This is a genomic window from Staphylococcus sp. MSU001, assembly GCF_052976705.1.
In genome coordinates this window covers 42,149-63,036 of sequence record NZ_JBRIKK010000009.1, presented here as the reverse complement: position 1 = coordinate 63,036, position 20,888 = coordinate 42,149, and the positions used below count along the sequence as shown (strand labels likewise).

Sequence of the window (20,888 nt, the reverse complement as noted above, 5' to 3'; positions counted from 1 at the left end):
TTTTATCTTCTTTGTCACAATAGATCAATTAAAAAAATAAAAGGTTTGCAACCCATCTAGAATAGGAAACAAACCTTTGACAAAGATAACTAAATCAAAATGTATATAATTTAGAGAGTATGATTATATAACAAATTGATATGGTACTTTATAGATGAAATAAATTTACAAGCTCAATTTTTAAATTACACATTTATTTAGAATGTTTAAATACATCTCTTCCTTTATAAAAATATTCAATACCTGAAAGAATAGTAAAGAATACTCCAATGTATAATAACCACACTCCAATTGGGAAATGTACATAGTGCATGAAAGGGTCGCCGAATAAAATCCATATAATTGCAACCATTGTCACTGCAGTTTTTATTTTTCCAAGTTGCCCTGCAGCACTTACAAACCCTTGTTCAATTTGTAGTAATCGTAACCCTGTAACGGCAAATTCTCGAGCAATAATAATGATAGCAACGACAGAATTAGTAAAACCAAGTTGCACCATAACAATTAATGCACTCGCGACCAATAATTTGTCTGCAAGTGGATCTAAGAATTTCCCCATATTAGTAACTAATTGCCATTTACGGGCAAGATAACCATCAGCAAAATCACTTAATGATGCTACCACAAATATGATAGCACTAATTAATATTTCAATTCTGATATGATTTCCACCTAAAATTGAAATTTGCCCAAAACCAAAATCAACTAAAGCAAATAAAATAAAAAATGGTATTAAAATAACTCTAAATACCGTTATTTGATTCGGTATATTCATATTAAATCCTCATTTCTAAAACATATATTTATATAATTAATATTGCGAGTATCCAAACGATTAAAGATATTAAAATAATGAAACCCATCCACATCAACAATTGAAACACTTCTTTAGATTGACGTCGGTAAGGGGGGGCATACCCATTAGAAAATGTTTGTATCACATCATCAATTTGATATTGTGTTTCAGGAATCTCATCTTGATGTGCTTCAATAAGTTGATTTGGTTCGATATTTACAACTTTAGCGTATTTTCTAATAAAACCTTCAGTATAATCACTCTTGGCTAGTTCATTAAAATCATTATTTTCTATATGTATTAACGTTTGACGCTTTAACTGAGTTCTTTGTTCTAATTCACTTAGTGTCATACCCAATCTTTCACGTCTACTTTTCAACACTTCACCAATCGTTTTCACTCAAAGTCCTCCTAGAAATTATTCAAAGAAACCAAACCCTCCACCAAATGGATCTCCAAAATCTAAATTATTCTTACTTTGAACCGTATGTTTCTTCATTTCTTCATATCGAATCTCTTGATTTTCATTTTCTCTCAATTCAATAATATAGTCAAAATCTTCCATATTATAATTGCACGACTCTACAAATAAATCTGGATGTTCAACAACTTTTATTGAGGGTAACGTCATAACCTCTCTCACCAATTCTTGGTGTTCAGGGTTCAATTCACGTGCTGTTACCGCACCATCAATGATATATACGTGATTAGAATCATATTCACCTTTAAATAGTGAACGCCTTACTGTTTGTTTAATTAAAGTTGAGCTAATGAATAACCATCTTTTATGTGCACAAACACTTCCAGCTACAATAGATTCCGTTTTACCAACTCTAGGCATTCCACGTATTCCGATTAATTTATGTCCCTCTTCTTTAAATAACTCAGCTAAAAAATCAACTAGTAATCCTAAATCTTCTCGTTCAAATTTAAAAGTCTTTTTATCATCAGCATCCTGTTCAATATATCTACCGTGTCGTACAGCGAGTCTATCTCGTAATTCAGGAACTCTTAACTTTGTAATTTCTATTTCATTAATTTCTTTTACAATTTGTTCGAACCTTTCGACCTTTTCTAGTTGATCTGTTTTGATTAACAATCCCCTTTTTCCCTGATCAACACCATTAATTGTAACAATACTAATACCGAGCATTCCAAGCAAACTTGAAATATCACCGAGTAAGCCAGCACGATTTACAGTTATCTCATATTCTAAGTACCACTCTTTCCTTTTTGCAAAAGTCATCTCTTGACCACCCCTTGTTAACAACGAAGCCCACGAAAACTTTGTTTATCATATTATAACATCAATAATAAAAAGATACTTCTTTTATTATTACTTATATGTTGCTCCTATAACAATTGAAACAAGAAAACTTATCTTTTACTGACAAAGCATTTAAATATACCATCCGCCATTCACTTTGTGGACCGTTCCCGTTATACTTTTTGACATAGTACTACACAAGTATGCACAAGCATGTGCCACTTCAGAGGGATCAATCATTCTTTGCTGAGGTAACTCTGCTACTATATTCGATAACTCATCTTTAGACCATACATCGCTCATTTTTCCTTTTACCATGCCTGGTGTAATAGCATTTACAGTTACTGAAGTTAAAGCTAATTCTTGACTTAATGCTTTAACAAAACCAATTTGAGCACTTTTCATTGCTGAATAGATTGTCTCTAAACTAGCTCCAGTTTCTCCCCAAATTGATGAAATAACAATGATACGTCCATTGTTACTCTGCCTTAAAATATCAATAAAGTAGCGAGTCAAACGTATAAATTGTCTTACATTTAATGCATAACTATTATCGATGTCACAATCACTCATATCTTGTAACATGCCATATAATGCTGTCCCACTGGTATAAATCAGACAATCTAGCTCGTCAATGTGTCCAAAGTAATCTTCGAGCTTTATATCTTTGGTTAAATCACATTGAATAAATGTAATTTTGCTATTTTTAAATTGATTACTTAAATCAGAATATTGAGCTGAATGATAATGTAAGAAGACTTCATAACCTTCAAATAGCAGTCGTTTTACAATGGCACGACCTATTGTTCCAGAACCACCTATGACTAGCGCTTTCATCTATTTTCCATCTCCAAACGACTATCAACAAGTTGGTCAAAGTTCAAGAATAATTCAGAAGTTTCATTTACACTCTCTAACGTAATATTTTCTACGATATCTAGCATATCAAATACACTCACTCCTTCGAAATAGAGTTTTGCATATTGATTAGCTATATATTCTGGAGAATTTAAACTTGATATGAATTCTCCAATAAATTGCTTTTTCAATAAATCAAATGCTTCTTGATCTTTAAGGTTTCCTTTATATTTTCTTAATTCATCCATTATTAGTTGTTTAAATAGATCAGGCTGTTGTGTTGCACTAGTAATAATTGAAAAACTGTAACTTGGTTCCAATACAAATTGATAACCGAATGTTTCATCTATTAAATCTTTATTTAAAAGTTGTTGATAAAACTCCGTTTCCTCTCCAAAAACCAATTCGTAGAAAAATGTCATTTCCAAATCTCTTTGAACAAATTTCGTTGCACTTTCATCTAATGGTTCATTTTTAAAACCTAACATCAATCGCGGTGACTGTAATTTCATTTTCTCGGAAACAAACCGTTGATTTACCTCTCTAGGCTCATCAATTTGCGCACGTTCAATACGTGGTTGATAAGTTTTATCTCTTTGATTTTCATGCTTTTCTACAAGTTTAATTATCGATTGAGGACTAACATCGCCTACCACAAACAACACCATATTAGAGGGATGATAAAATGTTTCATAACATAAATATAAATCATCTTTAGTTATTTCATAAATGCTTTCAACACTACCAGCAATATCCACCCGTATCGGGTGTTTGGAATACATAGCCCTTAAAGTATTAAACATTAATTTATATCCTGGTTGTTCCTGGTACATTTTAATTTCCTCAGCTATAATCCCTTTTTCTTTATTAACTGTTTCTTCAGTAAAATAAGGTGTTTCTACCATATTGAGGAGACGTTTAATGTTACTTTCAATATTACTTGTTGCGCTAAATAAATAACTCGTACGATCAAAGCTTGTAAAAGCATTAGCTTGCGCATTCTCTTCGGCAAATGCAGTAAATAAATCTTCATCTTCTTTTTCAAACAATTTATGTTCTAAAAAGTGTGCCACACCGTCAGGAACTTCTACAAATTGCTGACTACCTATGGGCTTAAAATGATTGTCCAATGAACCAAACTGTGTTGTGTAGGTCACATACGTTTTTTGAAAACCAGGCTTTGGTATGACAAATAATTTCAACCCATTATCAAACTCATGTTCGAAAACTTTCTCATCTATAAGTTCATATTGATGTGTTTTCATCAGTGTTGGTCTCCTTTCGTTAGTACATAAATTGTATCTAGAACAGCTTCATTTGCCAATTTAATAACATCTGTCTTCGTCACTCGATTCACTTCCTTTATAAAATCTTGATCAGTTTGCTGTTGGTTTAATAATAATTGATTATGCAGTATTTCAATTATACTTTTAGGTCTATCTGATGCTTCGTGTCTATGAGAAATAATGATTTTTTTAGCTAATTCAATTTTATTAGAATCGAAATCTCCATTTTTTATCTTATCAAACTCTTTGATAACAGTTTCTTTTGCTTGCTCATATTTCTCAGCAGAAACTCCACTTAAAACAAATAAAAATCCGTTTTTACCATCAATTTGTGAATGTATAGAGTATGCCAAACTTTGCTTTTCTCTGACTTCGTTAAATAGTACTGAGGAAGGATCTCCTCCAAACATCATATTTAATACTATAAATGCATAGTAATTACTTTTCCCATAATAAGATGGAAAGCGATATCCCAAATTCAATTTAGCTTGGTCAACATCGTCTTTTTCAATTATATATTGCGGTTGATCAAAAGAAGGTGCGATTTCAGTAGTTTCTCTATTTTCTAAATAGAAAGGCTTAATTGCAAACTTATCTAGAATAAGTTGTGTTACTTCCTCTTTGTTAATATTTCCTACAACATAAATGGCACAATCATCATTTTGTATCATGGATAGATATGTATCGTATAGACTTTCAGAAGTCACTTGTGGAATTTGTTCTAATTGACCTGTAGCTATAAATCGATAAGGCTCCTGTTTAAACATATAATTCATTAACTGAAGAAATGAATACTGTGCTTTATTATCTTCCATTGCTTCAAGTTTTTTGCTAAGTAAAGACTTTTCTTGAGCTACATATGTATGATCAAAGCATCTATCTTTGATTAATGGATTCCAAATTATTTCTTTTAACGTATCTAATCCCTTTTCAAATAAAGGGGTTTTATCTTTTAAGAATTTTTCATTAACTACTTCTAATGAGATTGTAATAACATGCCTATCTTTAAACTTTGAAACAAAACTATTAACATAGGCGCCATACAATTCTGATAACTGTTTATTTAAAGTTTTATCGGTGGGCCATTGTTGTGTTGCACGAACTAATACTTTACTTAAAATTGAACGTGAAGTAATTGTTTTATAGTTTAATGGTGCCATAAATTTAAAGGTAATTGTCGTTGTTTTAAATTTATCGGTAGGCAAAACATTGACTCGAACTTTTGTGTTATCTTGATTGAATCTCTCCAAAATCTAACCTCCTGGTCTAATATGACAATTTATTCACTTTTAGTAATAGTGAATTTAACTAAACTACTCTTAATATAATTTAAAGAATACAAAATTGGTTGATGCTTTTCGTCATAATGTACTACTTTAAGTAACATAAGCCCTTCGTGAGGTGAAGCATTAAGCACTTCTGAGATATGAGGTTCGTAACTAATTGCTTCTAAATCCATTTCTGCATGCATGATTGCATGATTTGTAGATGCTTTAATAGCTTCTAACATTGAACCACTACTCTGTTGATAATCTGTGCAAGTTAGATAAGTTTTTGCTATTTTGTCTAAACAATATACGACCGGCTTATGATTAGCAGTCCTTAGTCTCTCAATAATTGTTATAGGTTCTTTTGTTTCTATACCTAAATGTTCAGCATCTAAAATAGTTGCAGGTTGCTCGTCAAGATTCAGATATTCTGTTCCTGCTTCATAACCTGCTTCTTTAATCATAGTCCCTATACTAATAATTTTATTTAACGGGTAATAGAAAGGGGGCTTGATTTTTACGCTAGTCCCCTCTTCAAAATTATCCGTTACTACTTGTTCAGTAATCAACTCATCTATACCATCGTAAACATCATCTGTTTTAACATTTAATGCTCTCGCAATTGACAAATTACTAGGTAATTTACTTCCATTAGTAAGTTCACCATCTTTGATTAAATTTAAAATGTATTGTTTTACTCTATAGATTGCACTCATTTCCGACATTTTTACACCTCGTCATTTTCTAAATCAACTAAAATTTGTCTAGGTTTACTTCCTTTTTGTGGACCAATAACTTGGTTACGTTCCAAATCATCCATGAGCCTTGAAGCTCGATTATAACCGATTCTAAATTGTCGTTGTAATAAAGAAGTACTAGCTTTTTGCTTTTCTATTACAAATAAATAAGCTTCATCATATAAAGCGTCCTCACTCTTCATTTCTGATTTATCTACAGGTGCATCCGGTTCCATTTCTTTAACATAATTTGCTTTCTGTTGCTCTACAACATAATTAACAACATCTTGCACTTCTTGATCGCTTAAAAAAGCACCTTGAATTCGGGTAGTAGTAGATTCTCCGTTACCAACATATAGCATATCACCTTTACCAAGTAGCTTTTCAGCTCCACCAGCACCAATTATTGTTCTAGAGTCAGTTTGAGAACTTACAGCGAACGCAATTCTTGATGGAATGTTATTTTTAATAATACCAGTAATAACATCAACTGAAGGTCTTTGAGTAGCTACAATTAAGTGTATACCCGCAGCTCTAGCCATTTGAGTAATACGTTGGATAGCATTTTCTACTTCTTTACCTGCAACCATCATTAAATCAGCCAATTCATCCACTATTACGACGATATATGGTAACTCAGATTGTTTTTCATCAAGTTCCTCATTCTGTTTGCGTATATATTGGTTATATCCTTCAATATTTCGTGTCGATGAATGTTGAAACAAATCATAACGACGTTCCATTTCTGAAACAATTTTTTCTAAAGCTTGAGACGCTTTATGTGGATTTGTTACAACCGGTATAAGTAAATGAGGAATACCATTGTAAACATTTAACTCTACCATTTTAGGATCGATTAACATAAGTTTAACTTCGTGCGGTTTTGTATTGAGCAATATACTCGTTATAATACCGTTAATACAAACTGATTTACCGCTTCCTGTTGAACCAGCAACGAGTAAGTGAGGCATTTCATTTAATTGAATTGATATTGGATCACCAGAAATATCTCTACCAATGCCGACTTCTAATTTATACTTAGATGGGAACTTATCTTCTAAAACTTCTTTTAGAGTGACAAGTGAGATTTTATCATTAGGAACCTCAATTCCTACCGCAGAGCGACCTGGAATAGGTGCTTCTATTCGTACATCTTTCGCAGCCAAAGCTAATGCAATGTCATTATGGAGATTGACTATTTTACTTACTTTAACACCTTGTGCTGGTTGAATTTCATATTGTGTCACTGCAGGACCGATTTTAATTTGTGTTACTTTAGCATTAACACCAAAGTTTTTTAGTGTGGATTCTAAAACCTGACCTTTACGTTGGACTTCAGCTTTTGAAGTAGTTTTTTGTTTGGTAGGCTGTTTTAATAAAGATAAAGGTGGCACCGTATACTCAATATTGGCTTCTTCACCAGCTTCAGATATTGAGCCTTCAGCCTTACTTTGTTGTTGATTGTTTTCAGCAGTTGTAGATGGCTGATTATTATTTATTGATTGATTTTTGGTACTTGGTAATGATTGTTGAAATTGTTCATTATCCAAAACACGTTTTTGACGTTGGTTAGTAGTATTTTGTCTTTTATCTTCTTGCTCATTATGACCATATATTGGAATATCGTTTGACTGGGAAATCTCTGGAAAATCACTAACATCTTTAATGACATTATTATTTTGACGTGATTTTTTTTGTTTTTTCCGTTCAATTTTTTCCTCTTTTAATTGAGCTTTTTCTTCTTTTTTAATCTTATTTTGTTCTCTTTTTTGTTTTATTGACTCAGATGCATGATTACTTGATGACTTGAGGTTGTCGAATAAACTTTTTGTAACATCTCTATGTCTTAAATTAAGTAATAAAATGAAACTCGAAGCTAGTAACAGGATAGTTATTATTATTACACCTACAATAGATATGAGAGGTATAAATAGTTTAAGTAAATAAAAACCTATTAAGCCGCCCCCAAAATTTGGAAAATGTGTTTGTTCATAAGCTTTATAAACAAAGGACAGTACAGGCTCTCTTTGTGAAGTAATATTATGTGAAAAATGAAAATACAATTGCGTTATAAATAACAAAGCTAATTGTAAAACTATTGCACCGATACTACGTCGAGTTCTAGGTATTTGCTTAGAGTATGTTATAAAGATTGTTGCAATAAGTACTAAAATATAAGTTAAGTATCGACTCATTCCAAAAAGATAATTAAAAAAGCTATCAATCATTCTACCAATGATTCCTAATTGAAAAGCGCCTAGTATAATAAGAATTACTACAATTATTGAGAATATATATCTTAAAGGCGTTTCATTTTGCTTTTTTTTATTCGTTTTTTTATTACCCTTTCTCTTCGTCGATGTTCTTTTTTTTGCTTGTGGCAATACCTACACCTTCTTTTTTAATCTCTCATCATTACTATATTTAGAGTATTCATCCCATTTGAATATATAATTTATATGTATTTTTAATAAGATGAAAGAGGCAAGAACAACTTAGATTATTTAGATTCACTCTCATATTTACCAAACTCTAAGATATTAGAAACTGATAAATATTTAAAAGAAAAACTAATTGTTGAACAAAGTCATTAAACATGATTTTGCTTTGCTAAATTGTCCCAACCTCTTTAAATATTATTCTATTAAGATTAGATTTCCGATATGACTGGAATAATCATTGGACGGCGTTTTGTACTCTCAAATAGTAACTTACTGATTTGATCTCTCATATTTTGCTTGATTTCTGACCATTCTATTCGTTTTTCTTGAAGACCTTCCTCTACAATTTTACGTACTTTTTCTTCAGCCTCTTTCAAAAGTTCTTCACTTTCTCTAACATAGACGAAGCCTCTTGATTGAATTTCAGGTCCTGCAGCAATACGTCGATTTTTAGGGTCTAATGTCACAACCGCAATAAAAATACCGTCTTCGGCTAATAGATGTCGATCTCTTAATACGATATTACCTACGTCACCAACGCCAATCCCATCAATAAGTATATTACCTGATTGAACTTTTTCATTTAAAATCATATCTTTACCGTTATAACTAATCACGTCGCCTTTTTCAACTAAGAAAATTTTCTCAGGTGCTACACCTGTTTCTGCTGCTAATTTGGCATGTGCAATCTGCATTTTAAATTCACCTTGAACAGGTACAAAATATTCAGGTTTCATGATATTTAACATCATTTTCAATTCTTCCATACAACCATGACTTGACGCATGAATTTTCTTGTTGTTTGGAATTATATGTGCTCCAGCACGCACTAACTCATTTAATGTATCTGCAATAATAACTTCCATATTAGCTGAAGCAGTAATTGCTAGGAATATTGAATCCCCTTCTTCTATGTTCATAATTTTATGCTTCTTGCGAGCCATTTGACTTAATGCTTCTACTGGTTCACCTTGCATACCTGTAGCAATAATAATCACTTCATTTTTAGGGTAATTTTCCACTTCATTAATAGGTATTAATAAATCTTTTGGTATATCAAAGTATCCCAATTTACGTGCTATGTTAAACGAACTTTCAAGTGAACGACCTAAAAATGACACTTTACGATTAAGTTGACTTGCAATGTTAAGCACTTGTTGAATACGAACGAAGTTTGAAGCATAGCATGATACAATAAGTCTACCTTTAACCTTGGCAAAAGCATCATACATGTGATGTTCAATAATATTTTCAGGCGTGTTATATCCTGGCTTTTCAGCTTCTGTTGAATCACTGATTAATGCGAACACACCTTCATCACCAATTTCAGCCATGCGTTTCAAATCTGGAGCATAATGTCCATGCAAACTTTGATCAAACTTAAACTCTCCAGTATAAACTATAGAACCATAAGAAGTATGAATACATACGCCTAAGCTATCGGGAATGCTATGTGTTGTATTAAAGAAACTAACGTTAACATTTTTAAATCTCATAATTGAATCATGGTTTACAGTATAGTAACGTACTTTCTTTTTAATATTTCGGGCCTTCATTGCTTCTTTAACAAGTGCAATTGTCAATTTAGAACCATAAACTGGTGCGTCGATTTGTTCTAACACATAGCTTACTGCGCCTATAGCATGTTCATGACCGTGTGTAAGAAATATCCCTTTTAATCTTTCTTTGTTTTCAATGACATATTGAATGTCAGGAATAACGATATCTACCCCAAGCATTTCATCTTCTGGGAACATTAATCCTGCATCCAACATAAACATTTCATCGTCTACTTCAACGATGTACATATTTTTAGCGATTTCGCCAACTCCACCGAGTGGAATAATACGAATATCTTTATTTTTTTTCTTTATTAAACTCAAAATGTTACCTCCTATAAATAGTGACCCGTCCATATACAAACTCACTATTTATTATAAGTTAAAACGACCTTGATGTACACTATTATTGCACTGTTATACCATTTGATTATTGAGAGTATATTTTTTAAAATTAATGTTTTTATCATATTTAATAAAACAATTGTCGCATTTACATACTAAATATTACTTTTACTTATTAAATGATATTAATTGAATGTAAGTTTTTAAGTCACCCTATAACATTACTAACAAAATACATTTATCCCACTGAATAGTCATATTAATAATAAAAAAACTGCTCGCAAAGCATTTAGCTTTGTCGGCAGTTTTTTACAGAACACATACATTAGGTTCATATATTAATACATTTTAATTTTTAGATTGTTCTAATACTTTATGTGACGCATTAACTCGACCTTGTTTATCGATTTCAGTAATTTTTACTTCAATTGTATCTCCAATTTTAAGAACATCTTCTACTTTATTAATTCTTTCTTGTGAAATTTGAGAAATGTGTAATAATGCGTCTTTACCAGGGAACAATTCAACGAAAGCACCATACTTTTCAATACGTTTTACTTTAGCATGATATACTTGTCCAACTTCCGCTTCGCGTGTAATATCTTCGATAATTTCTTTTGCACGATTAATCATCGCTTGATCTACAGCCCCTATAAAGATTGTACCATCTTGTTCAATATCTAATTTAACTCCAGTTTCGTCAATGATTTCATTGATTTTCTTACCACCTGGTCCAATCACGTCTCGAATTTTATCTGGTTTAATACTCATAGGTACCACTTTTGGTGCATAAGCACTTAATTCTTCGCGTGGTTGCTCAATCGTGTGAAGCATATGATCCATAATAGCTAATCGTCCTTGACGCGCTTGTTCTAGTGCTTCTTCGATAACTTCTCGAGTTAAACCATCAATTTTAATATCCATTTGAATCGCAGTAATACCGTCTTTAGTACCTGCTACTTTGAAGTCCATATCACCTAATGCATCTTCCATACCTTGAATATCAGTTAAAATTGTATAGCTATCGTCACGCGTTACTAGTCCCATTGCAATCCCTGCGACTGGCGCTTTAATTGGTACACCAGCATCCATTAATGCTAATGTTGAACCACAAATCGATGCTTGAGATGATGAACCGTTAGACTCTAGTACTTCACTTACAATACGAATTGTGTAAGGGAAATCTTGAGTATCAGGTATAATGTATCGTAATGCTCTTTCACCAAGCGCACCATGGCCAATCTCACGTCTACCAGGTGCACGTACAGGGCCAGTTTCTCCTACAGAGAAATTAGGAAAGTTATAATGATGCATAAATCGTTTCTCTACCTCAGGTCCTAAACCATCAATTAATTGATAATCTCCAAGTGCGCCTAAAGTTAAAACTGAAAGTGCTTGTGTCTGACCACGAGTAAATAAACCTGACCCATGTGCTCTTGGCAACAAACCAACTTCTGATTCAAGAGGTCTTATTTCATCTACTTTACGTCCATCAGGTCGTATTTTTTCATCAGCAATTAGACGTCTTACTTCTTCTTTAATTAAGTCATTTAGAATTGCATAAACTTCTTTAACAAGCGTTTCATTTTCTGGATCTTCTTCATCTAGAAAATGACCAACAACTTCTTCTTTCAGAGCATCTAAGTTTTCATCTCGTTGTTGCTTATCGAAAGTTAAAACCGTCTCCTTAAGTCCTTTATCTTCAGTTAGACGTTTTACTTTTTCAACTAAATCTTCGTCTCTTTCCACCGGTACAAATTCTTGTTTGATTGGTTGAATGTGATCTATGATTTCTTGTTGGAATGTAACAAGTCGTTTGATTTCCTCGTGTCCGAAGAAAATAGCCTCAAGCATCTCACTCTCAGTAATTTCACTTGCACCTGCTTCAACCATGTTTACCGCATCTTTATGCCCAGCAACTTCTAAATCTAATCTAGAAATTTCTTTATCGGCGACGGAAGGATTAATGACATATTTGCCATCGATATAACCTATATTGACACCTGCTATGGGACCTTGGAATGGAATATCTGAAACACTTAACGCCATCGAAGAACCAATCATTGCAGCCATTTCTGGTGAGCAATCTGGATCAGCACTTAAGACAATATTCATGATTTGTACGTCATGTCTATATCCTTTGGGAAACAGTGGACGAATAGGTCTATCAATGAGACGAGCTGTTAACGTTGCTTCATCACCAGGGCGACCTTCTCTTTTTTTGAATCCTCCTGGAATTTTACCAGCAGCATACATTTTTTCTTCGTAATTTACAGTTAATGGGAAAAAATCGCCATCTCTAGGTTCTTTAGAAGCAGTTGCAGTTGATAGGACAACTGTATCTCCATAACGCACTAAAACAGCACCATTAGCTTGCTTTGCTAATTGTCCTGTCTCAATAGTTAAAGAACGCCCAGCCCATTCAGTTTTAAAAACTTTCTTCTCTTGAGACATTATGAATCTCCTCTCTTAATTCTAATATTTATATCATATCATTTATTTAACTGATTTTATATTTTTTATTATGTATCATAATAAAAAAAGGAAAGTACCATCCATGGTGCTTTCCTAGTTCTATATTAAGATTAACGACGAATACCTAATGATTTAATTAATTCACGGTAACGTTGAATATCTTTACTACGTAAGTAGTTTAATAAGTGACGACGACGACCTACCATTTTCAATAAACCACGACGTGAATGGTGGTCTTTCTTGTGTTCACGTAAATGCTCATTTAATGCAGAAATTTCTGCAGTTAATACAGCGATTTGAACTTCTGGTGAACCAGTATCAGTTTCGTGCACACGATATTCCTTAATTAATTCATCTTTACGTTGTTGTGAAATTGCCATTATCAATTTCCTCCTTAATTATATTTAACTCCTTAATCTGAGTGAGGCGTCGGAGAATCGACCTACTAAGAAAAAGGTATATCTAGAGAATAAGAATAATCTTGTATCTCTGTCAACTTTATATATTATATGATATATCATCATCGAAATCAATAGATAATAAATGTTTAGCCTTCGCTTTATCTTCATTCATTTGTTTAACTAATGGATCGATACCATCAAATTTAACTTCTGGTCTTAAAAAGTGATGCCAATAAACAGTCACACGTTCACCGTAAATATTTTCATTAAAATCAAATATATTCACTTCAATAACTAACTCAGCCCTAGCTGGATCGTGGAATGTAGGTTTAACACCAACGTTAGCTACACCACGATGTAATTTACTCTCAGGACCAATTTCCATACTCACCGCGTAAACACCTTTTTTTGGTAGTACATAATCGTCACTGGGTTGCACATTAGCTGTTGGAAAACCAATTGTTCTTCCACGTTTTTCACCTTGTACTACAGTTCCTTTAATCCTATATATATACCCCAATTCGTCATTTGCTTTCTGTAAATGACCATCTGTAAGCGCTTGGCGTATTGCAGTTGTAGAAATTTTTTCAGAATCCATCTCTTGTTTTCCTACAATAGTCGTATTAAAAGCTTTAGATTCCTGAAGTACCGTCATATTTCCTTTTCCAAATTTACCAAAGGTAAAATCAAACCCTGCAATCACTTCTTTAACATGATTATTAATAATATAATTTCTTATGAAATCGTCAGATGTCACACTAGCAAATCTTGATGAAAAATTGATAACGATACAATAGTCTATACCGTGTTCTGCTATCATTTCTAACTTATCTGAAAGTGGTGTTAGGTAGGTTGTACGTTTACGCTCAGGGTTTAATACGACTGAGGGGTGTGGATCAAACGTCATAACAGCCTTTTTAAGTTGATGCTCTTTTGCCTTTTCATCAAGCACTTGAAACACCTTATCGTGACCTCTATGCATACCATCGAAGAAACCAAAAGCCATAGCAACATTTTCAGTTATGAATTGATTACTTTGTATGGGATGAGTAACTTCTATCACTTTCATAATATTATTTCTCCTTTAATTAAAAACTTTTTTAGGTTTTATTTCATAAGGTTTGTCTGGATGAACTATATATATTGCTAAAACTTTTTGAGTACTATTATCGACAAATATAAAAGGTTCTTTAACATCTTGACTTAACACTTTTTTATGAAATTTTTGACCATTACAGATTTTCTTTTTAAAATTTGAATCTTTCACTTGGAATGATTTCAAACCTTTCAAGCCATATTCTATAGGAAACAATTCGTTATGTAATGAATCATGCTCATGTAATTCTTTAATTTGATCAATAGTTAAACTACTTTCTAATTGAAAACCGCCTGAAGCTATTCTAGTTAGACGTGACATATGAGCTGGAAAACCAAGTTTAAGTCCAATATCTGTAGCTAAAGTTCTAATATAAGTTCCTTTACCACATGTTACTTCAACTTCAAAATGACATGTCTGCTCCTGAAAAGTAACTTCAGATATTCTATGTATATCTTTAATAAATACTTGCCGTTTAGGGCGTTCGACAGTTTCATTATTTCTCGCATATTCATATAATTTTCTTCCATTTACTTTAACTGAAGAATACATAGGCGGAATTTGCTGAATATGCCCCTCAAATTGCTGCAACACTTGGTCAATCGTATCTTCATTGATATCATTCTTATCAATAGCTCTAGTTTCTAAAATATCTCCGGTTTGGTCTTCAGTAGTCGTACTCATTCCTAACGTTACCGTAGCGTGATAAGTTTTTCCCATTTCCATGATATAATTACTGACTTTTGTCGCATCACCTAAACAAATTGGTAACACACCATTTACTTCAGGATCTAATGTTCCTGTATGACCAATTTTTTTCATTTTTAAAATTTTACGTAATTTAAAAACGACGTCATGACTTGTTAAACCTCGTTCCTTAAATACCGGTAGTATGCCATTATACATATTGTCACACCTTTAACTTTTAATAACGTTTATTATTATAACACGATATTTTAATTCTTTAATTAGCGTTTTACATAAAAATAGTAGGCAATATCAAAAATATGCTTTATGAATGACTGTGCCTACTATAAAATATATTATTTATCATTTTTGTGTAAATCTTGAATCATGCGTTCTATTTTATTACCGTATTCGATAGATTCATCATATTCGAATGTTAACTCAGGTATAATTCTTAGGCGCATTCGAGAACCAAGTTCAGATTTTATAAATCCAGTTGCTTTATGCAAAGCTTTAAATGTATTATCAACTTCTTTATCATTCCCTAACACTGTTAAATATACTTTTGCTTGTGAAAGGTCATTTGTTAATTCAACATCAGTAATTGTTAAAAAACCAACTCTAGGATCTTTAACTTTATTATTAACAATGTCCATGATTTCTTGTTTCATTTGTTCTCCTACACGTTCTGCTCTTATATTATTCATCATCTCACCTCTCTTCATTTTTACTTTACTCACAAATAACTGTGAAATATCAGAGTTAATGATTAACTTTTGATGTTCATTTTATTAAATTATCAACAATGAATCAATAAAATAATATTAAATGAGAGACCATAACTAAAGTATTGATAGCACAACATTATGCTTTTCCAAATCAAAATTTATATCTTCACTTTGATTGTTGGTTAAGCAAAGTATGTCATACTCTACTTTAAGATATTAGATTTATGAAATATCTTAAAGTAGTTAACTTAGCATATAGCCTCTCCATAAGTTTCAAAATTATCTTTGAATTTCTACCATTTCAAACGCTTCAATAATGTCTCCTTCTTTGAGATCATTATATTTTTCAATTGTAATACCACATTCATAGCCTTGAGCTACCTCTTTAGCATCATCTTTGAAACGTTTTAATGTGTCAAGTTCACCTTCAAATAACACGATACCATCTCTAATTACGCGTACACCCGCGTTACGAGTGATTTTACCTTCAGTCACATAACTACCAGCAATTGTACCAACTTTAGAAACTTTAAATGTTTGACGCACTTCAGCTTGTCCGATGACTTGCTCTTCAAATTCTGGGTCAAGTAAACCTTTCATAGCTGATTCTATCTCTTCAATAACGTTATAAATAACTCTGTGTAATCGCATATCTACATTTTCAGCTTCAGCCGCGCGTTTCGCACCAGCATCTGGGCGTACATTAAAACCAATAATAATACCATTTGATGCATTAGCTAAAGTAACATCTGATTCATTGATAGCACCAACAGCTGTATGAATAATTCGTACATTCACACCTTCAACATCTATTTTCATTAGAGATGCAGCCAATGCTTCAACTGAACCTTGTACATCACCTTTAATGATGACATTTAAATCTTTCATTTCACCTTGTTTCATTTGCTCAAATAAATTGTCTAATGAAACATTTTTACTTTCTTGACGTTGCTGTATGACACTTGCCTCATGACGTGCTTCACCAATTCGACGTGCTTGTTTTTCATCACCAAATACAACAAAACGATCACCTGCAAGTGGAACATCGTTAATACCAGTAATTTCTACAGGCGTTGAAGGGCCGGCAGATTTGATTCTTTTTCCTAAATCATTAACCATTGCACGTATACGTCCATAAGTATTACCTACAACAATTGCATCTCCAACGTTTAAAGTACCATTTTGAACAAGTAAAGATGCAGCTGGACCGCGTGATTTATCTAATTCAGCCTCAATCACAGTACCTACAGCTTGTTTGTTAGGATTAGCTTTAAGTTCTTGTACTTCCGCTACTAAGCCAATCATTTCTAATAAATCATCAATACCGTCTCCACTCAATGCAGATAGTGGTACAAAGATTGTGTCACCGCCCCAGTCTTCTGGAATTAATCCATACTCAGTGAGTTCTTGCATAACACGATCAGGGTTAGCAGTTGGTTTATCAATTTTGTTTACTGCAACAATCGTTGGTACTTCTGCTTCTTTAGCGTGATTTATAGCTTCAATTGTTTGAGGCATCACACCATCATCAGCAGCCACGACTAAAATTGTAATATCAGTAACTTGAGCACCACGTGCACGCATAGTCGTAAATGCAGCATGTCCAGGAGTATCTAAGAACGTAATTTTTTTACCTGAATTTTCAATTTGATAAGCACCAATATGTTGAGTGATTCCGCCAGCTTCTCCTTCGGTAACTTTAGTATTACGAATAGAATCTAATAAAGTCGTTTTACCATGGTCCACGTGACCCATGATTGTAACAACTGCTGGACGTTCAATTGCATCGGAATCATCCGTCTCATCATCAAAATAAATTGATAAATCTTCTTCATCAACGACTACTTCTTTCTCTATTTCAACGCCATAGTCATCTGCAATTAATTCTAATGTTTCTTCATCCAATGATTGGTTGATATTAGCCATAATACCTAATAAGAACAATTTTTTAATAATACCAGCTGATTCTACATTTAGTTTTTCAGCTAACTCACCAACAGTTATGCCTTCTTGATAAGTGATTTTAGAGGGCATTTCTTTTGTTTCTGCTACCTCATTTTGAGGTTTATTATTTTTATTATTCTTTTTATTTTTATTATTTTTTTGATTCTTATTAGTTTTATTGTTTTTATTTTGCTGTTTTCCTTTGTTGTTTTGTTCTTTTTTCTTCGTTGGTTTACTATTATTCTTATTTTGCTGTTTTTCATTATTGTTAGAATTTTGTTTATTATTAGATTTTTGGTGATTATTTTGAGTATTTTGTTTATTAGTGTCTTTCACTTGAGAGGTTTTAAATTTTTTATCTAATGCTTTAATTTGTTCTTCTTCTAAAGCTTGCATATGATTTGACACTTCAACATTCATACTTTTTAACTCATCTATAATCTCTTTACTCTTTAGATTTAATTCTTTCGCATATTCGTAAATTCTTTTTTTACTCATATAATCACTCCTTACCATATTCATCTATCATTGATAACAATTTTTTTGCAAAACCATTATCTGTTATACCAATATTAACTCTATCGCTTTTACCTATTGCTAACCCTAATTCATTTCTAGTACCAAACACTTTTAATGGCACTTGATAACTATTACATTTATTATTCATCTGTTTTAGAGTATTACTAGATGCATCGCTAGCTAATATGACAAGTTTTATTTGCTTCTTTTTAAGCTCGTTTAATATGACCGATTCACCGCTTTTGATTTTACCAGCTCTCATAGCTAAACCAAGTAAATTAAAAATTTTCATTTTAGTCATTATTTTGGAATCTCTTCTCTATAAATCAGTCTTATTATTTCTTTATAAACAGGATCAAGTGTATCTTTAGTAGCGTTAAAATATTTTTCTAAAACTTCTCTTTGTTGAGCCTTTTCAACTAAAGCTACATCTTTAGACACATATGCACCGCGCCCTTGTTTTTTTCCTGTCGCATCTGCAAAGATTTCGCCTTCTTTGTTAATAACCACTCGAATCATATCTTTTTTGGGACGCATTTCATTAGATATAATACATTTTCTCATTGGAATTTTTTTCTTTCTCATTAATTTATCACTCCAACCTATGATTCTGTGTCATTATCTTCTTCTGTTTTAGCTGTTTTTTCTTCATCAGTTTCAGCAGTTAATTCTGTACTAGTTAAGTTTGTCTCTTCTAAGTTAACATTATCAAACTCAACATCTTCGTCACCTGAATTAACAATTTCATCTGCAACTTCTTCTGTTTCAATAACAGGATAAATTCCAGCTTCTCGGGCATCAGATTCTGATTTAATATCTATCTTCCAACTTGTTAATTTAGCAGCTAAACGTGCGTTTTGTCCTCGTTTACCTATAGCTAAGGATAATTGGTAATCAGGAACTACCACTACAGTTGATTGATTCTCTTCATCAACAATTACTTCTAAAACTTGTGATGGACTTAAAGCATTACGAACAAATACTTTCGGATCTTCATCCCATTGGACGATATCTATTTTTTCGCCACCAAGTTCTTCAACAACCGCTTCTACTCGTGCTCCTTTAGAACCTACACATGCTCCAACAGCATCTATATCAGGATTATCAGAATACACGCTAATTTTAGAACGATCTCCAGCTTCACGCGCTACTGATTTAACAATAACAGTACCATCATAAATTTCTGGAACTTCTTGTTCGAATAAACGTTTTAATAATCCAGGATGACTTCTTGATACATAAATTTGTGGACCTTTTGTAGTCTGTTCAACTTTATTTACATATACCTTGATACGTTCATTAGGAATATATTTCTCATTAGGACTTCTTTCAGCTTCTGACAGCACAGCTTCAATTCTTCCTAAATTCACATATACATAGCGATGGTCTACACGGTCAATCACACCTGTTAGAATATCTTCTTCTTTATCGATAAATTCATCATATAGAATTTCTCTTTCTGCGTCTCTAAGTCGTTGCATCACAGCTTGCTTAGCTGCTTGAGCTCCTACACGTCCGAAGTCCTTCGGTGTAACATCTTGTTCATAAATATCTCCTACTTCATAGGCAGGATTTTTGACTAAAGCAGTACTTAAATCAACTTCATCTCTATCATCAAACACTTCTTCAACGACTTCTTTACGTGCAATCACTCTAAATGAACCTTCGTCCATATTTAATTCAACTCTTACATTTCTAGCACTATCATAGTTTTTCTTGTACGCAGTAATTAAAGCTGCTTCAATTGCATCAATTAAAACTTCTCTAGGAATTTTCTTTTCCTTTTCTAAATATTCAGTAGCTAATAATAATTCATTACTTGACACGTTTTTTTCCTCCTCATCACGTTAAATCATTACAGCGTGACGTGCTTTTGCGATTTTATTCCTTGGAATTTCAATTTCTTTTGTTTTTGCCTTTTCTTTAACTTCCATATTAATTGATTCATCATTTACAGATTTTAAAATACCTAACCATTCTTTATCTCCTTCAATTGGTGCATAAAGAGATACAAAAATGGGCTGATTGATAGCATTATAAAAATCTTTTTCTTTTTTTATTGGTCTTTCTGCCCCTGGCGATGCAACATCAAGATAATACATTTCAGGTATTGGATCATTTTCATCCATAACTTCACTAATTTTTTCTGAAGCTAAAGTGCAATCATTAAGATCTACGCCACCTTCTTTATCAATAGAAATCCTTAAAAAATGGTCTTTACCTTCTTTAACATACTCAATGTCTACTAATTCAAAGTCCAAATCATTTAAAACTGGTTGAATCAATGGTTCAACTTGTTCAGTAATTTTACTCATACAGGCCTCCTTTTTTGGCAAATAGAAAAGAGCGGGTTTATGCCCACTCTTCTGCCTGAGTTAATCATTTTTTACGCATATTTAGTATATCACAAGTCTAATAAGTAAACAAACTGATATAGGTTTACTAATAAAGATGATTGAACGTATATGATATCAATTTATT

19 protein-coding genes are annotated in these 20,888 nt (G+C 32.5%); all 19 read right to left on the bottom strand.

What is annotated here, in order from left to right; translation table 11 throughout:
* Positions 1 to 193: 193 nt before the first annotated feature.
* The 19 genes from pgsA to rimP all read right to left on the bottom strand — a co-directional run bounded on the left by pgsA (position 194) and on the right by rimP (position 20,722).
* A complete protein-coding gene (gene pgsA, locus ACVBFA_RS05820) occupies positions 194 to 775 on the bottom strand; it encodes a CDP-diacylglycerol--glycerol-3-phosphate 3-phosphatidyltransferase (RefSeq protein ID WP_002446313.1) in 582 nt (193 codons plus the stop codon).
* A gap of 28 nt (positions 776 to 803) precedes the next feature.
* Positions 804 to 1,196, bottom strand: a complete 393-nt coding sequence (locus ACVBFA_RS05815; RefSeq protein ID WP_126122448.1) for a helix-turn-helix domain-containing protein — start codon at positions 1,194 to 1,196, stop codon at positions 804 to 806.
* A gap of 18 nt (positions 1,197 to 1,214) precedes the next feature.
* The gene (locus ACVBFA_RS05810; protein ID WP_002457352.1) at positions 1,215 to 2,042 is read right to left on the bottom strand and encodes a YmfK family protein; all 828 of its coding nucleotides are present in this window, start codon (positions 2,040 to 2,042) and stop codon (positions 1,215 to 1,217) included.
* 153 nt (positions 2,043 to 2,195) lie between these two features.
* A complete protein-coding gene (ymfI, locus tag ACVBFA_RS05805; RefSeq protein WP_002446310.1) occupies positions 2,196 to 2,900 on the bottom strand; it encodes an elongation factor P 5-aminopentanone reductase in 705 nt (234 codons plus the stop codon).
* The gene (gene yfmH, locus ACVBFA_RS05800; RefSeq protein WP_002446309.1) at positions 2,897 to 4,186 is read right to left on the bottom strand and encodes an EF-P 5-aminopentanol modification-associated protein YfmH; all 1,290 of its coding nucleotides are present in this window, start codon (positions 4,184 to 4,186) and stop codon (positions 2,897 to 2,899) included. Before yfmH ends, ymfI begins: the two co-directional genes overlap by 4 nt.
* Positions 4,186 to 5,457, bottom strand: a complete 1,272-nt coding sequence (gene yfmF / locus ACVBFA_RS05795) for an EF-P 5-aminopentanol modification-associated protein YfmF (RefSeq protein ID WP_447158795.1) — start codon at positions 5,455 to 5,457, stop codon at positions 4,186 to 4,188. Before yfmF ends, yfmH begins: the two co-directional genes overlap by 1 nt.
* A gap of 29 nt (positions 5,458 to 5,486) precedes the next feature.
* Positions 5,487 to 6,200 (bottom strand): GntR family transcriptional regulator, encoded by a 714-nt coding sequence (locus ACVBFA_RS05790; protein WP_070593191.1) that lies wholly within the window; start codon positions 6,198 to 6,200, stop codon positions 5,487 to 5,489.
* A 2-nt stretch (positions 6,201 to 6,202) separates the two neighbouring features.
* Positions 6,203 to 8,596, bottom strand: a complete 2,394-nt coding sequence (locus ACVBFA_RS05785; protein ID WP_002446306.1) for a DNA translocase FtsK — start codon at positions 8,594 to 8,596, stop codon at positions 6,203 to 6,205.
* Positions 8,597 to 8,862: 266 nt separating this feature from the next.
* Positions 8,863 to 10,536, bottom strand: a complete 1,674-nt coding sequence (rnjB, locus tag ACVBFA_RS05780) for a ribonuclease J2 (protein WP_126122449.1) — start codon at positions 10,534 to 10,536, stop codon at positions 8,863 to 8,865.
* 369 nt (positions 10,537 to 10,905) lie between these two features.
* The gene (gene pnp / locus ACVBFA_RS05775; RefSeq protein WP_126122450.1) at positions 10,906 to 13,011 is read right to left on the bottom strand and encodes a polyribonucleotide nucleotidyltransferase; all 2,106 of its coding nucleotides are present in this window, start codon (positions 13,009 to 13,011) and stop codon (positions 10,906 to 10,908) included.
* 131 nt (positions 13,012 to 13,142) lie between these two features.
* A complete protein-coding gene (gene rpsO, locus ACVBFA_RS05770) occupies positions 13,143 to 13,412 on the bottom strand; it encodes a 30S ribosomal protein S15 (protein ID WP_002476036.1) in 270 nt (89 codons plus the stop codon).
* Positions 13,413 to 13,530: 118 nt separating this feature from the next.
* Positions 13,531 to 14,502, bottom strand: coding sequence for a bifunctional riboflavin kinase/FAD synthetase (locus tag ACVBFA_RS05765; protein WP_002476021.1), 972 nt, complete (start codon positions 14,500 to 14,502; stop codon positions 13,531 to 13,533).
* A gap of 15 nt (positions 14,503 to 14,517) precedes the next feature.
* Positions 14,518 to 15,435 carry a tRNA pseudouridine(55) synthase TruB gene (truB, locus tag ACVBFA_RS05760; protein WP_126122451.1) on the bottom strand — a complete coding sequence of 306 codons (918 nt, stop codon included), beginning with the start codon at positions 15,433 to 15,435 and terminating at the stop codon, positions 14,518 to 14,520.
* Positions 15,436 to 15,572: 137 nt separating this feature from the next.
* Positions 15,573 to 15,923, bottom strand: a complete 351-nt coding sequence (gene rbfA, locus ACVBFA_RS05755; protein WP_002457359.1) for a 30S ribosome-binding factor RbfA — start codon at positions 15,921 to 15,923, stop codon at positions 15,573 to 15,575.
* Positions 15,924 to 16,223: 300 nt separating this feature from the next.
* Complete coding sequence (gene infB, locus ACVBFA_RS05750) at positions 16,224 to 18,386, bottom strand: translation initiation factor IF-2 (RefSeq protein WP_002499691.1); 2,163 nt, start codon at positions 18,384 to 18,386, stop codon at positions 16,224 to 16,226.
* A 4-nt stretch (positions 18,387 to 18,390) separates the two neighbouring features.
* Positions 18,391 to 18,708, bottom strand: a complete 318-nt coding sequence (locus ACVBFA_RS05745; RefSeq protein ID WP_002476037.1) for a YlxQ family RNA-binding protein — start codon at positions 18,706 to 18,708, stop codon at positions 18,391 to 18,393.
* A complete protein-coding gene (rnpM, locus tag ACVBFA_RS05740; protein ID WP_001829465.1) occupies positions 18,708 to 18,992 on the bottom strand; it encodes an RNase P modulator RnpM in 285 nt (94 codons plus the stop codon). Before rnpM ends, ACVBFA_RS05745 begins: the two co-directional genes overlap by 1 nt.
* A 17-nt stretch (positions 18,993 to 19,009) precedes the next feature.
* A complete protein-coding gene (gene nusA, locus ACVBFA_RS05735; RefSeq protein ID WP_002476040.1) occupies positions 19,010 to 20,233 on the bottom strand; it encodes a transcription termination factor NusA in 1,224 nt (407 codons plus the stop codon).
* Positions 20,234 to 20,254: 21 nt separating this feature from the next.
* Entirely contained in the window at positions 20,255 to 20,722 is a 468-nt protein-coding gene (gene rimP, locus ACVBFA_RS05730) for a ribosome maturation factor RimP (protein WP_002489918.1), read from the bottom strand.
* Between the last annotated feature and the right edge of the window lie 166 nt (positions 20,723 to 20,888).